The following is a 14,224-nucleotide window of genomic DNA, read 5'->3' as shown; positions in this document are numbered from 1 at the left end:
CGACGTCTACGTCGCACTGTCCACCGGCACCACCTTCGCCCCCAGCACCAAATGGCACGACTACTTCGGCCTACCCGGCGAAACCACCCTCTGAATCCACCGCCCTCGGCACACGGGAGGACCCATGCACGAGGTTCGCAACGGCGGCCGACAGGTGAGCCGTCGTCGTCTCCTGACCGGCTCGGCGGGATTCGCCGCGGCCGGGGCACTCGCCGGCGCCCTCTCCGGGCCGTCCATGGCGGGCGCCGCCAGCGACGGTCACGGCCTGCGCATCGTGGATCGCAACGAGAACGGCGGCCGCCTGCAGTACTACCGCTTCGCCACCGACGCGATCCAGTGGGATCCCGCGGTCAACGTCCTGCTGCCCGACGGGTACCAAACCAGCGGCAAGCGCTATCCGGTGCTGTACCTGCTGCACGGCGGCAACGCGGACTTCCGCACGTTCCACCTGCAGGACAACATCATCGACCTGACCGCCGGCAGGGAGCTCATCGTCGTCATGCCGGACGCCTCCACCGGCTGGTACTCCAACCCGGTCAGCAGCAACACCGGCCCCCGCAACTGGGAGACCTTCCACATCGCCCAGCTGCTGCCCTGGATCGAGGCCAACTTCCGCACGTACGCCGAATACGACGGTCGCGCCGTGGCCGGCTTCTCGATGGGCGGCTTCGGCGCCCTCAAGTACGCCGCGAAGTACTACGGCCACTTCTGCTCGGTGAGCTCCCACTCCGGTCCGGCCAGCCTGCGCCGCGACTTCGGCCTCGTCGTGCACTGGGCCAACGCCACCTCCGCGGCGATGGATCTCGGCGGCGGCACCGTCTACGGCGCACCACAGTGGGACGAGGCACGGGTCCGCGCCGACAACCCGCTGCAGCGCATCGACAGCTACCACCACAAGCGGATCTTCCTGGCCGCCGGTACGTCACCCGATCCGGTCAACTGGTTCGACACCGTCAACGAAACCCAGGTCCTGGCCGGCCAGCGCGAGTTCCGGGCGGCGCTCGGGCAGGCCGGAATCCCGCACGAATGGCGGGAGGTCCCGGGCGGGCACTACTTCCGCCATGAACTGTTCGTCCAGGACCTCGCCGGCATGCTCGGGCGGCTGCGCCGCGCAGCCTGAGAGCATGGTCTCCACCGGGTTCAGGTCTGCCGCACCGAGCGCACGCGTGATCATGGCGTCGAGGCGCGGTCGGTGAGGCGTCGGCTGAGCTGATCCGGCCACCCCACTCGGGCAAGAGTTTCCGCGGCGATCTCAGCGGGGGTGCGGTCGTTCGTGATCGTGAGGTCCCCGACGGCGGTCGTGGCCGGCGAGGGCCGAGGCCGGGCCAGCGCCGTCAGGTGCCGTTCGAGCTTCGGGCCTGTGTCCCGTCGCCGCAGCCGGTCGCGAACGGTGTCGCTGTCAGCGATCAACCTGACCACAGTGAGGTCACAGCCCGCGAGGCTCTCCTTGTACCGTTCCCGCTGGGCCACGCTGTCGACGGCGGCGGCAACAACGACGAACCGCGCCCCGGCAGCCCTGAAGTTCGCCCACACCGAGGCCAGGTTGACGTACTTCAGCTCGTCATACACTCGTCCGCCCGCAGGGCCGACGGACGGGGGCGGCCCGAACTGAGCCAACAGGTCTGTGTCAACGACGGCCGTGACGTGGCCGGCGTCGGTCAGTGCTCGTCCGACCGCGTCCGCCACGGTCGACTTTCCCACCCCGGCGACCCCGGTGAGCAGCAAGGCTCGCCATTCAGGGCTCGGAACGGCTCCCGCGCCCGGAACAGGAGAGGCTGGTGGCGCCGCATCCGGCTTCAATCGGAACCAGTAGCTGACCGTGGGACCTTGAGCGGCCAGACCACCGCCCAACGACTCGTACAGCGCCCGGGCGGGGCTGTTGGCCTCGCCCGTCGTCAAGAACATCCTGCTGGCGCCGGCCTGCACGCCGGCCGACATGAACGCGCGGAGCAGTGCCGCACCGATCCCCCGCCGACGGTGCTCCTGCGTCACCTCCAGTCGATGGAGGTAGAGCATCGAGGAGGTGTCCGGTCGGATCAGGTGGTAGCCCCAGCACCACCCGACGATCTCCTCACCATCGAAGGCCACGAAGGCCAGAGCACCCGGACTGCGGAGAAACGCCTGGCCGCCGTCCGGCACCGCCCCGAACCTGCCCGTGGCGCGATCGAGGAGCCGGACATCGACTGCTGCCACTCGACGGATCACACATCATTCTGACCCGATACCCGAGCCACGGACACCAACGCGGCGCACCACGTGCGCGTTGCTGTCAGTCGAGGCCGAGACCGCGGCGGCCGATCTCGTTGAGGTCCTCGAGGCGGAAGCGGTTGGGCCAGTCGCGCTCGTAGTGCTCGGCCGGGAAGTCGCTCGGGCTGGACCCGGTCAGGAACGCCTCCCGCACCTTCGCCGCGTACTGCTCGTTGCGCGGGCACCAGGGCGCGGCGGGGATGTACATGACGTTGCCCCAGCCCCGCTGGTTCTCGACCGGGGCCACGCTGTGGATCATGTCGCAGTGCCACCAGACGGAGTCGCCGGCCCGGACGTCGGGGATGCCGGCGAGGGCCTCCATGAGCGGGGCGTGCCACTTGTGGCCGGCCGGGAAGACCTGGTTGACGGTTACGCCGCACATGTCGTCGTCGGGCACGTCGCTCAGCAGCGGGCGCAGCATCAGGTAGGCCATCGCCTCGGGGATCGGCACGGTGTGCAGGACCCCCTGGTCGTGGTCCATGTCGGACAGGGCGGTCCACCCCTGGAAGGTGCGGAAGGCCGAGCACATGGTCGACCCGGGGTACTGGGGTCCGGTGGTGCGATGGGCCGCGTCCCACGGGTCGTACTGCTCGACGCAGCCGTCGAACAGGTGCCGGAACGCCTTCTGGTATGCCTGGGTCATCCAGAGGTCGAGCGTGCCGGGGTCGAGGTGGGTGCCGAGGCCGGCCGAGTCGGCGCCCTCGGGGCGACGGCGGATGCGGTCGGGGTAGAGCGAGTCGCGGTCGGGGTCGAACCACTGCACGCCGTCGGACTCGTGCTTCCACCGGCGGTTGAGGAACGCCTGGACGGTGGCCATGCGCTCGCTCTGCCGCGCCTGCATCTGTGCGGACGACCAGTAGATCGGGTAGATCTCGGGCTTGGAGCCCACGCTGCCGAAGAAGTCGTCGCCGGGACCGCGGTAGTTCTCGAAGAAGTGGTTGCCTTCGACGTAGTCGACGATGTCCCGGTCCCAGGCCAGGGCCTGATCACGGTCGAAGTGGCCGCGCACGACCAGGCAGCCGCGGCGTCGCAGCAGGGCGACCTGCTCGTCCGGGACGGTGCCGTCGGCGATGTCGGCGTACTCGATGACCGGCCAGATCGTCTCGCCCCGGCGGCGGGCCGCGGAGATGTCGTCGACCGCGGCCTGAACGCGCTGCTCGACGACCGCGAAGACCTCCTCGACCGTCCGGCCGGAGGCGGCGATCCGCTCCCGCAGTGCCTTTTTGATCTCGCGGGTCGCGGCCTCGAGGTCGGTCGGCGTCTCCTCCCAGTGCGGCAGCGCGGCAGTCGTCGACACGGCGGTTCCTTTCAAGTCAGCCTTGCTTACTTGAACCGACTGTAGGCGCTCTCCTCGCTACAAGGCAAGGTCCCTGACTAGAATCGGGGCGTGGAATCCGCCAAGCCGTCCGTGGATCTGGTCCGGTCGCTGACCGACGAGCACGTGCTGCGGGCGCTGATGCGACACCGCCGGCTCACGCGAGCCGAACTCGCCGTCGAGATCGGCATCTCCAAGCCGACCGCAGGTGAGAGCGTGCGCCGGCTGACCGAGCGCGGGCTGGTGGCCGACACCGGGGAACGCACGCTGGGCGGGCGGGGCCGCGGCCGGGTGGGTTCGTACTATGCGCTCGCCCCGACCGTGGGGTCGGCGCTGGCGGTCACCATCGCGCCGGAAGGCGTGGTGGCGGAGTGCGTGGACGTCTACGGCGACACCGTGGCCCGCGCGGTCCGCCCGATCGACCGGCCTGCCCGGCCGAGCCAGGTCTCGTCGGCGGTGCGGGCCGCGGCCGCGGAGGTGGCCGCCGCCGTCGGGCAGCCGGCCCGCTTGGCCGTCGTCGGCGCGGCCGACCCGGTGGACCGGGCCACCGGCCGGCTCGTGCAACTGCCCGACGCGCCCTTCCTGGTCGGCGAGCTGGACCCGGTCGCCGTCCTTGCGCCGTACGCCGACGGACCGGTCCTGGTCGACAACGACGTGAACTGGGCGGCCGTGGCGGAGCGGGACAGTGTCGGCGCCGAGCGGCTACGCGACTTCGCGTACCTCTATCTGGGCGAGGGTCTCGGATGTGCGATCGTCAACGACGGCCTGGTCCGGCGCGGGCGCGCCGGCCTGACCGGTGAGATCGCCCATCTGGTGACTGCCGGGCCGGGCGGCCGGGCGGTCCGGTTCATCGAGCTCTTCGAAGAGCTGGGTCTGCGCCGCAGCGGATCCACGGCGATCGACACCGAGCGGCTGCTCGACAGCCCGGCAGCCACGCACGAGGCCATCGGCACGGCCGTCAGCGGGGTCGTCGCCGCCGTGGTCGCGCTCGCCGACCCGCAGGAGGTCGTCGTCGGCGGCTCGTGGGGCCCGGCGCTGATCGAGCACATCCGCGCGGCGACCGAATCGATGCCGCGTCAGGTTTCCGTCCGGTCTGCCGGACTGACCGTCGAGCCGGTGCTGGCCGGAGTGCGAGCGGAGGCTCTGCGGCGCTTGCGGTCATCGGTCACCGCCAGCAGCTGACGCCGCCACCGGTCCACAACCCGTTGCGGATTCCCAGGGCTGACCGGGGCGCGGGCTAGCGCCCCGGTCGCGTTCACACCGATCCGGCTATGCGGGGGTGGCTGCCGGGCTTTCCTCGGCCGGCAGGCTGTCCATGAAGGAGCTGACCGAGAAGACCGCGTTGCCGGCGCCGGGCGGGCCGTAGCCCGGCGGGCTGGACAGCCCGTTTGCCTCCATCGTCGCCCGGTAGACCTCCAGCAGGCGGATGTGGTACTCCAGCGGGGCGCCCTGCGGGTTGGTGCGGCCCAGCGGCGTCGTCGGCTCCGGGCACCAGGTGGTGAACCGCGGGGTGATGCCGCGGGACATGAAATACTCCAGGCCCTCGGCGGTCGAATCGATCGCCTCGTCAACCGTCGCGAACCCGTACGGCGCGGCCATCTCGACCCCGGCGACGAAGTTCGGGATCACGTTGCGCGGCCCGAAGACGTCGGCGGAGTCGAGGATCCGGCGATGCCACTCCTCGCGCCCCACGTACCGCTCCTTACCCGGGCAGTAGAGCTCGAAGAGCCGCTTGTCCCACACCTCGTAGTTCGGGTGGTAGATGCGGATGCCGTAGTCGTGGAAGCGCTGCACGTCGTCCTTCGGCAGCGCCTGGGCGACGACCTTGCCGATCCACCGGCCCGGGAACCGCTCCTCGATGGCCTTGGCGTAGCGGCCGTAGAAATCCGCCTCGGCCAGCCCGTCGACCTTCGAGGTGACGCTGCCGCCGGTGAGGGTGTACGCCCGCGAGGCCCCGGCCGTGTCGTACCGGTCGATGATCTCCATCGCCTCCAGCACCTCGTCGACCGGCTTGACCCCGGTGTACGGCCGGCCGGCCGCCTTGTGCTGGCGCCAGTTGTGGTTGATGTCGCAGTACTGGCACTCCTCCTTGGCGCCGAAGTACTGGCACACCCGGAACACGGTCAGGTAGACCAGGTAGCCCCATTGGATCGTGGGCGCGACCTCCATGACCGACTTGCCGTTGGCGAGGCGGTGCCGGTAGTACTCCGGCATCGGTGGCAGACCGACGTACGCGATCGGCCGGTCGTCGAGGAACAGCTGCAGGGCGCCGCTCCCGTCGTCCTTCACGCGGTACGGCGAGTCGGGATTGACGCGCACCGACACGACGGTGCGCCGCAACCCGTACGGGCCGCCGGTGAGCACGATCTCCTCCGGTGGCCGGCGCAGAGCCGCCGTGCCCAACTCCGGCAGGGTCCGATGGTCGAAGGAGAAGATGAAGTACGACTTCGGTTTGACGTCGCCGTTCTCGTTGTCGGACAGCGCCGAGTCGTCGAAGGCCATGCCGCCACGCAGGAGGTCCTCCTTGATGACCGCCTCCCGCGGGATGTGCGGGAACCGCCCCATCAGGTCCTCGATGAGATCCGTACGAGTCTGCATGCGCTCCCCCGGTCCGTCGTGACCACCCCGCCGCGGAACAGCACCAACCAGGCCGGCGGCCACGAGCATCGTTGTGCTCCGCCGACGCTACCCGCTCCCACGCCGCGAGTGAGCGTGACCTCCGACGCTCACCGAGCCTGGTCCACCCGTGCCGGCGGCCGGCCTGGCGGAACCGAGGGTGAAGGCCACCCCACCCAGCGCAGCCGTCACCCCGCAGAGGAGCAGCGTCGTCCGATAGCCGACGTGCTCGACCGCCAGGCCGGTCAGGATCCCGGAGACCAGGAGGCCGGCGGTGGACGCGTTGGCGAAGAGCGTGGTGGCGCGACCGGTCGCCGGGGCGAGGAGGTCCTGGAAGTAGCGGATGCCGGCGGCCCCGACGATCGCGATCCCGACGCCACGGAAGACCTGCCCGAGCACGAGCAGCAGCAGGTCCGAGGACACGACCGTCAGGGCGTGGTAGCAGACGAAGAAGCCGAAGCCGCCGAGGATCACCGCCCGCTGGCTGAACCGGGCGGGGACGACGGCCAGCCCCAGCGTGGCCACCACCTCGACGGCGGCGCACACACTGAAGAGCACGCCGACCGACGCGGGCTGCTGATGCAGGGCACGCGTGACGAACAACGGCAGCGCCACACCGCCCGCGAACATCGCGGTGAAGAACAGGGTGACACTCACGGTGAGCAGGACCGGGGTACCGCCCGGCGACGGGCTCGCAGCCACGACCGGCCCGGGCCGCGGCACCGCGAGAACGGTCAGCGCCGACGCGAGAAACACCCCGGCAGCCGTCCACATCAGCCAGGCATAGCCGCCCCGGGACAGCACGAGCGCGCCCAGCAACGGCCCGCCGGCCCACGCCAGGGACCAGGCTGAGCGCAGCAGCGGCGCGGAACGCTGCCCGGCGACACCCTCCCCCAGCACGGCCCGGGCCAGGGCGAACAGCTGCGGAAAGGCCGCCGCCGACACCCCGAGCACCGTTGCCGCCATGAGGAGCAGCACCAGGAAGCTCGACACCCGCGGCAGCAGCAGATAGCCCGCCGAGCCCGACAGGATCACGCCGATCGCGTACGTTCGTGCGGGCCGGTGGTCGAACGACCGTCCCAGCCACCACCCGATCGTGATCCCGCCGACAGCGAACACCGAGGCCCACACGCCGATCTGAAGGGGCGTCAGTCCCGCCACATCGGCGCCGAAGAGCACGATGTAGGAATTGACCATCGAGTCCGCGATGCCGAGCAGGAGGACGGCGGCGAAGAGTGCGAGAAAGGGCACGCGATCTTCGTAGCGGTCCGACTTCCCGGGCGACATCGATTAACCACGGCGCTGTGACATATCGCCCAGACCCGGGGGCCAGCGAATCCGACAGCCGGTACCTACAGTCGGGCCATGAGGGATCTCGTTGGGGTCTTCCGGCCGTGACTCCCGGACCATCGGCAGGGCCGCATTCGACGGCACGCACCCCCGGTCGCGTACGCGTGCGGGCCGTCTACCCCGGCAGCTTCGATCCCTTCACCCCCGGCCATCGGAATGTGGTGGACCGGGCACGCGCCCTCTTCGACGAGGTGGTCGTGCTCGTCGCGGTCAACAGCATGAAGCAACCGGGAGCCGACGAGGAGGAGCGAGCGGCCGCTGTCCGGGCCATCCTGCCGGTCGAGTGGACCTCCGTCACCGTTGTGGCCTGGAGCGGGTTGACCTCCGCCTACTGCCGTCGCCACGAAGTAGGGGTGATCGTCCGCGGCGTGCGCAACACCACCGACCTTCAGGCCGAGTACCGGCTCGCCGCGATGAACCAGTCGCTGGGTGTGCCCACGGTCTTCCTGCCCGCGCAGCCCGAGCTGGCCGCGGTGTCGTCGACAGCGGTGCGCCTGCTGGGCAGGTGACCGCCGTCGCGGCAGCCGTAGGGCGAGCCGGAGCCGAACGAGCCCGGGCGCCACGTGATCCGTGGCGCCCGGGCGGCCGGACCTGCGGTCAGGGCACCATCCAGCTCAGGACCGGGGAGCCCTGGAGCGCGACCAGCACGCACATGAACAGCAGCAGCACGAGGCTCCAGCCGAACACCTTCCGGAAGATCTCCCCCTCCCGGCCGGCCATCCCGACCGCGGCGGCGGCGATCGCCAGGTTCTGCGGGCTGATCATCTTGCCCAGCACCCCGCCGGACGAGTTGGCCGCGGCCAGCAGCAGCGGGTCCAGCCCGGCCCGGGCCGCGGTCTGCACCTGCAACGCGCCGAACAGCGCGTTGGCGGAGGTGTCCGAGCCGGTCACGGCGACGCCGATCCAGCCGAGGATCGCCGACAGGAAGACGAACGCCCCGCCGGCCGCGGCGAGGAACGCGCCGAGGGTGTTGGTCTGGCCGGACTGGTTCATCACGTACGCCAGGGCGAGCACCGCCATCACCGTGACGATCGCGTAGCGCAGCTCGACGTAGGTGCGGCCGTACGCGCGCAGCGCCCGGCCCGCCGAGACCCGCAGCACCAGCGCCGTCAGGATGCCGGCGAGGATCATCAGGGTGCCCGCCGCGGGCAGCCAGTTGAAGGTGAACGTCACCGAGGACAGCGGCTTGCCGTTGCCGCCCAGGATGTCCAGCCCCGGCCAGGCGAACTTCACGGTCCAGGGTTCCTTCGCCAGGGCCGTCTTCACCGCACCGAGGTTGGCGACGGAGAAGATCGCGATGATGATCAGGTAGGGCGCGTACGCCCGGGCGACCTCGGCCGGGGTGTCCGCGATCCGCCGGCCGCCGGCCGTGGCGGCGCGTACCTGGTCGGTGGGCCGCGGCTCCGGGTCGTCGTCGCCGCGGTGCCGGCCGACGGGAGCGGTCTCGTCGATGCGCGGATCACCCGGCGGGGTCTCCCTGCCGGACCCGCCCAGTCCGGGTGCGGCGGTGCTGGTCGTGTCGGAGCGGGTGCCCGTGGCGGCGCGGACCGTGCCGGCGCCGGCCAGTTCCGCGTCGACCGCCCCGCGGGCGGCCGGCACGGCGGCGGTCTCCGGTTCGCGGCCGAGGTCGGCGGGGGTGACCGGGCGCCAGACGCGGACCAGCAGCACCACGGCGGCGGCCGAGACCAGGGCGGCGACGATGTCGGTCAGCGGCACCGAGATGTAGTTGGCCGCGACGAACTGCGCCAGGCCGAAGCTGACCCCGGCGACCAGCGCGGCGGGCCAGGTCTGGCGGATGCCGCGCCGCCCGTCGACAAGGGCCACCAGCATCAGCGGTACGACCACCGCGAGGATCGGGGTCTGCCGGCCGACCATCGCGCCGAGGGTGTCGACGGTGAGCCGGGGGTCGGGGTTGGCGCCGCTGCTGACGCTGGCCAGCGTGACGATCGGGGTGGCGAGCGCGCCGAAGGCCACCGGCGCGGTGTTGGCCAGCAGCGACACCGAGGCGGCGTGGATCGGGCGGAACCCGAGCGCCATCAGCATCACCACGGTGATCGCCACCGGCGTGCCGAAGCCCGCGAGGGCCTCCAGCAGCGCACCGAAGCAGAACGCGATGATGATCGCCTGGATGCGCATGTCCGGGCTGACCCGTTCGAAGGAACGGCGCAGCACGTCGAAATGGCCGCTCTCGACGGTGAGGTTGTAGACCCAGATCGCGTTGATGACGATCCAGAGGATCGGGAAGAAGCCGAAGGCGGCGCCCTCGGTGGCCGAGAGCACGGCCTGCCCGACCGGCATGGCGTAGACGGCGACGGCCACGATCAGGGCGACCACGAGGGAGATCACCCCGGCCAGCCAGGCCTTGACCTTCATGACGCCGAGCAGGACGAAGAGGGTGAGCAGGGGTAGGACCGCGAAGATGGCCGAGAGCGCGACGGAGTCACCGACGGGGTCGGTGACGACTGTGAACTGGTCGAACATGGGTCACCTCGACGCTGTGGGGGGACGGGGGTCAGCGGTGACGGTGGATCCCGCCGTCAGGACGGGGTTCGGCGGTGCAGCAACTCCTCGGCCCCTCGTCCGCGGATCGAGGCGTCGAGGACCTGGGCGGTGTGTGCCAGCGCGATGTCGCCGCCGGCGCGGGTCACCGAGGCGGCGACCTGCATGAGGCAGCCGGGGTTGGCGGTGACGAGCAGCCCCGCCCCGGTGGCCAGTACGGTGCGGGCCTTGCGGTCGCCGAGTTCGGCGGCCGGCCCGGGGTGGAGGATGTTCCAGATGCCCGCCGAGCCGCAGCAGATCTCCGGATCGGCGATCTCCCGCAGTTCCAGACCGGGGATGTCACGCAGCAGCCGGCGGGGCTGCGCGCGGACGCCCTGGGCGTGGGCCAGGTGGCAGGCGTCGTGGTAGGCGACCGTCACCGGTAGCGGGCGCCGGGTGGCGACCGGGCCGAGCTCGACCAGCACCTCGGAGAGATCGCGGACCCTGCCGGCGAAGTCGGCGGCGGGCGCCGCGTACCGGGGGTCGTCGCGGAGCAGCTCGCCGTACTCCTTCAGGGTGGAGCCGCAGCCGGCCGCGTTGACCACGAAGTAGTCGATGCCGGCGGCGGCGAACGTGTCGACCATCCGGCGGGCGAAGCGGCGCGCCTCCTCCTCCCGTCCGTTGTGCGTGCTGAGCGCCCCGCAGCAGCCCTGCCGGTCGGGCAGGATCACCACCTCGCAGCCCTCGGCGGCGAGCACCCGGGCGGTGGCGGCGTTCACCTCGGGAAAGAAGGCGCCCTGCACGCAGCCGGTGAGCATGCCGACCACGGCCCGCCGGGTGCCGACGGCGGGCACCCGCTGCGGCGGGCGGGCGGCCCGGCCCAGCCGGGGGGCCAGCGACTCGACCGTCGTCAGGGTGGGTGCCAGCCGGCGCAGCAGGCCGCTGCGGCGGACCAGCCGGGGCAGGCCGGTGGCCTGGTACGCCCGCAGCGGCCCGCGCAGCAGCCGCAGCCGCCTCCGGTACGGGAAGAGCGCGAAGATCGCCGCCCGCAGCGCCCGGTCCCGGGGGCCGCGGCGGTGCCGGCGTTCGACCTGCTGGCGGGTGGCCTCGATGAGGTGGTCGTACTGGACGCCGGAGGGGCAGGCGGTCACGCAGGACATGCAGCCGAGGCAGCGGTCGAAGTGGGTGACCATGGAGTCGGTGAGCGGCTCGCCCTCCAAGCCCTGCTTCATCAGGTAGATCCGCCCGCGCGGCGAGTCCATCTCCTCGCCCCACAGCACGTAGGTCGGGCAGGTGGGCAGGCAGAAGCCGCAGTGGACGCAGTCCCCGACGAGCTCGGCGGACGGCGGGTGGTGCTCGTCGAAGGCGCCGACGCCGGGCGGCTGGGCGGCCGCGCCGAGCACGTCCCGGGGTCCGCTGGCCGGCTGGCTCCCGCCGGGTGAGGTGACCGGGGTCGGGCCGGGCTGCTGGGGGATGCTCATCAGATCCCTCCCACGAATCGGCCGGGCGCCAGCCGGGCGTCCGGATCGAAGCGCCGCTTGACCCGGCGCATCAGCTCCAGGCCGGGGACCGGTCCCCACAGGTCGATCCGGTCCCGCACGGGCGCGGGTGCGGTGAGCACCACCGTGTGCCCGCCGAGGGCGGCGGTCGTCGCGCGGAGCGCGTCCACGAGGCCGGCGACCCGCTGCGGGTCGGATGCGCCGGGCAGGCCGGCGTGGAGGACACCGACGCCGGCCGAACCGCGCAGCGCCAGCGGCAGGTCGTGCCGGTCGGCCGCCGCGCGGGCGTCGCCCAGCAGCCGGGGTACGCCGGAGAGCGGGGCGGTCAGCTTCAGGCCGACGTCCCCGTCCCGCCACGGGTAGCGTGCCCAGCCTTCGGGCGGCTGGTCGGCGTCGGTGGCGTCGGCGCCGAGCAGCCGGCGGGCCGCGGCGGCCCGGGCGGTCACCCCGGCCGGGGTGCCCTCCAGCAGCACGGTGATCGTCGCTCGCTCGCCGGCCGGGGCGTCCACCTCCAGTGCGGTGGGTACGAGCTGGGCCGCCCGTACCGTGCCGGCCAGTCGGCCGGCCTCGGCCGGGTCGTCCACGGTGCGGGAGACGTATGCGGCGGTGGCGGGCAGCGGGTGCAGCCGGAACGCGCACTCGGTGATGAGCCCCAGCGTGCCGTACGCGCCGGTGACCAGCTTGCCGAGGTCGTAGCCGGCGACGTTCTTGACCACCTTGCCGCCGGCGTGCGCCACCACCCCGTCGGCGCGCACCAGGGTGACGCCGATGAGCAGGTCGCGGACGGTGCCGTAGAGCATGCGGCGCGGGCCGCTGGTGTTGGTGGCGACGGCGCCGCCGACGGTGCCGCCGGGCAGCGGTGCGTCGAGGGCGAGTTGCTGCCCGGCGCCGGCCAGGGTGGCCGGCAGCTCGTCGAGGCGGGTGCCGGCGCGGACCACGGTGATCAGGTCGCCGGCGGCGTGCTCGACGACCCCGGTCAGGGCGGTGGTGTCGAGGATCAGGTCGAGTCGGCGGGGTGGACTCCCCCAGTCCTGTTTGGTGCCGCCGCCGCGGAACGTGACGGCCAGGTCGAGCGCGGCTGCCGCGCGCAGCAGGTGGGCGGCCTGGCCGGTGTCGCGGGGCGCGGCGACGTAGCGGGCCGGCGCCCCGGCCATGGTGTCGTGCTGGCCGGCGGTGCGGACGACGTCGGCGGCGGCGCGGAGCTGGTCGAGGGTCGGGTCGGCGGGCATCAGAAGACCTCCGCCAGGCCGGCCTCCTGCGCCGGGTGGACCCCCTTGCGTCGGCCCGGCACCTCGCCGCAGAGGCGGGGGGTCGGGAAGACCTTGCCGGGGTTGGCCAGCCCGTCGGGGTCGAACGCGCAGCGCAGCAGCTGCATGGTGTCCAGGTCGTCGTCGGTGAACATGCGGGGCATGTACTTCGCCTTGTCCATGCCCACGCCGTGCTCCCCGGTGATCGAGCCGCCGTGGGTGATGCAGAGGTCGAGGATGGCGCCGGAGACCTCCTCGGCGCGGACGGTCTCGCCGTCGACGGCCGCGTCGAAGAGGACCAGCGGGTGCAGGTTGCCGTCGCCGGCGTGGAAGACGTTGGCCACCCGGATGCCGCGCTCGGCGGAGAGCTCGCCGATGCGGCGCAGCACCTCCGGCAGGGCGGTCCGCGGGATCACCCCGTCCTGGACGATGTAGTCCGGGCTGATCCGCCCGACGGCGGCGAACGCGGACTTGCGCCCCTTCCAGAACAGCGCCCGCTCGGCGTCGTCGGCGGCGATCCGGATCTCGAACGCCCGGTTCTCCCGGCACAGGCTCTCGACCTGCGCGAACTGGGCGGCGACCTCCGGTTCAGGCCCGTCCAGCTCGACGATCAGCACCGCGCCGGCGCCGGGCGGGTAGCCACAGTGCACCGCCGCCTCGGCCGCCTCGATGGCCAGGGCGTCCATCATCTCGACCGCCGCCGGCACCACCCCGGCCGCGATGATCGCCGAGGTCGCCGCTCCGGCCTGGTCGGTCGTCTCGAACGCGGCGAGCAGGGTGCGCACCGACTCGGGCAGCCGGGTCAGCCGGACGGTCACCTCGGTGGCGATGCCGAGGGTGCCCTCGGAGCCGACGAACGCGCCGAGCAGGTCGTAGCCGGGGGCGTCGGGGGCGCGTCCGCCGAGGCGTACCCGGTCGCCGTCCGGGGTGACCAGCTCGACGCCGAGGACGTGGTTGGTGGTGAAGCCGTACTTCAGGCAGTGGGCGCCGCCCGAGTTCTCCGCGACGTTGCCCCCGATGGAGCAGATCTGCTGGCTGGACGGGTCCGGCGCGTAGTAGTAGCCGTACGGGCTGGTGGCCCGGGTGATGGCCAGGTTGATGACGCCGGGCTGCACCACCGCCCGCTCGTCGTCCGGTGCGACCTCCAGGATGTCCCGCATCTGCGAGGTGACCACGAGGACGCCGTCGGCGTGGGGCAGGGCGCCGCCGGAGAGCCCGGTGCCGGAGCCGCGGGCCACGAACGGCGTACCCGCGGCGACGCAGGCCCGCACGACGGCGGCGCACTGTTCCGCGTCCGCCGGGAGCGCCACCAGCGCGGGGATCACCTTGTACTGGGCCAGCCCGTCGCACTCGTAGGTGCGCAGTTGCTGCCGGTCGCTGATCACGCGGTCGGCGCCGATGGCGGCTCGCAGGGTGGCGGCGAGAGCGTCGAGGTCCGTCGTGGTCGTGCTCATCGCCACCTCCACCGTCGC

At 72.3% G+C, this 14,224-nt stretch carries 11 protein-coding genes; 3 read left to right on the top strand and 8 right to left on the bottom strand.

Translation table 11 applies throughout. From position 1 onward, the window contains the following. The first annotated feature begins 124 nt into the window (after positions 1-124). The gene (locus GA0070214_RS12000) at positions 125-1,120 is read left to right on the top strand and encodes an alpha/beta hydrolase (RefSeq protein ID WP_091262034.1); all 996 of its coding nucleotides are present in this window, start codon (positions 125-127) and stop codon (positions 1,118-1,120) included. Between the two features lie 50 nt (positions 1,121-1,170). On the opposite strand, the gene GA0070214_RS11995 is transcribed toward GA0070214_RS12000, so the two are convergent. Together GA0070214_RS11995 and GA0070214_RS11990 are read right to left on the bottom strand one after the other, a co-directional pair. Next, positions 1,171-2,193: a GNAT family N-acetyltransferase gene (locus tag GA0070214_RS11995; RefSeq protein WP_208602730.1), complete on the bottom strand. Its 1,023-nt coding sequence runs from the start codon at positions 2,191-2,193 to the stop codon at positions 1,171-1,173. A 76-nt stretch (positions 2,194-2,269) separates the two neighbouring features. Next, a complete protein-coding gene (locus GA0070214_RS11990; protein ID WP_244167676.1) occupies positions 2,270-3,544 on the bottom strand; it encodes a DUF1479 domain-containing protein in 1,275 nt (424 codons plus the stop codon). 90 nt (positions 3,545-3,634) lie between these two features. Between GA0070214_RS11990 and GA0070214_RS11985 the strand changes: the two genes are divergently transcribed. After that, positions 3,635-4,744 (top strand): ROK family transcriptional regulator, encoded by a 1,110-nt coding sequence (locus tag GA0070214_RS11985; protein ID WP_091262028.1) that lies wholly within the window; start codon positions 3,635-3,637, stop codon positions 4,742-4,744. A gap of 87 nt (positions 4,745-4,831) precedes the next feature. Here GA0070214_RS11985 and GA0070214_RS11980 read toward each other — a convergent pair whose 3' ends face one another. Together GA0070214_RS11980 and GA0070214_RS11975 are read right to left on the bottom strand one after the other, a co-directional pair. After that, complete coding sequence (locus tag GA0070214_RS11980) at positions 4,832-6,160, bottom strand: radical SAM protein (RefSeq protein ID WP_091262025.1); 1,329 nt, start codon at positions 6,158-6,160, stop codon at positions 4,832-4,834. An 87-nt stretch (positions 6,161-6,247) separates the two neighbouring features. After that, positions 6,248-7,429, bottom strand: coding sequence for an MFS transporter (locus GA0070214_RS11975; protein WP_091262024.1), 1,182 nt, complete (start codon positions 7,427-7,429; stop codon positions 6,248-6,250). Positions 7,430-7,632: 203 nt separating this feature from the next. Here GA0070214_RS11975 and coaD point away from each other — a divergent pair, with 203 nt between their 5' ends. Further along, positions 7,633-8,037, top strand: coding sequence for a pantetheine-phosphate adenylyltransferase (gene coaD, locus GA0070214_RS11970; RefSeq protein WP_244167675.1), 405 nt, complete (start codon positions 7,633-7,635; stop codon positions 8,035-8,037). Between the two features lie 88 nt (positions 8,038-8,125). On the opposite strand, the gene GA0070214_RS11965 is transcribed toward coaD, so the two are convergent. The 4 genes from GA0070214_RS11965 to GA0070214_RS11950 are packed head-to-tail and all read right to left on the bottom strand — an operon-like array spanning position 8,126 to position 14,206. Beyond that, entirely contained in the window at positions 8,126-10,009 is a 1,884-nt protein-coding gene (locus GA0070214_RS11965) for an L-lactate permease (protein ID WP_091262021.1), read from the bottom strand. Positions 10,010-10,065: 56 nt separating this feature from the next. Further along, positions 10,066-11,487: a (Fe-S)-binding protein gene (locus GA0070214_RS11960; protein ID WP_091262020.1), complete on the bottom strand. Its 1,422-nt coding sequence runs from the start codon at positions 11,485-11,487 to the stop codon at positions 10,066-10,068. Then, positions 11,487-12,734, bottom strand: coding sequence for an FAD-binding oxidoreductase (locus GA0070214_RS11955; RefSeq protein ID WP_091262019.1), 1,248 nt, complete (start codon positions 12,732-12,734; stop codon positions 11,487-11,489). The genes GA0070214_RS11960 and GA0070214_RS11955 overlap by 1 nt, the downstream gene beginning before the upstream one ends. Continuing rightward, positions 12,734-14,206, bottom strand: a complete 1,473-nt coding sequence (locus GA0070214_RS11950) for an FAD-linked oxidase C-terminal domain-containing protein (RefSeq protein ID WP_091262156.1) — start codon at positions 14,204-14,206, stop codon at positions 12,734-12,736. Before GA0070214_RS11950 ends, GA0070214_RS11955 begins: the two co-directional genes overlap by 1 nt. Positions 14,207-14,224 lie beyond the last annotated feature (18 nt).

Origin of the sequence: Micromonospora chaiyaphumensis, assembly GCF_900091435.1 — a bacterium.
Classification (GTDB): Bacteria; Actinomycetota; Actinomycetes; order Mycobacteriales; family Micromonosporaceae; genus Micromonospora; species Micromonospora chaiyaphumensis.
The sequence above is the reverse complement of the archived record's forward strand: the minus strand, read 5'-3'. Positions and strand labels throughout refer to the sequence as shown.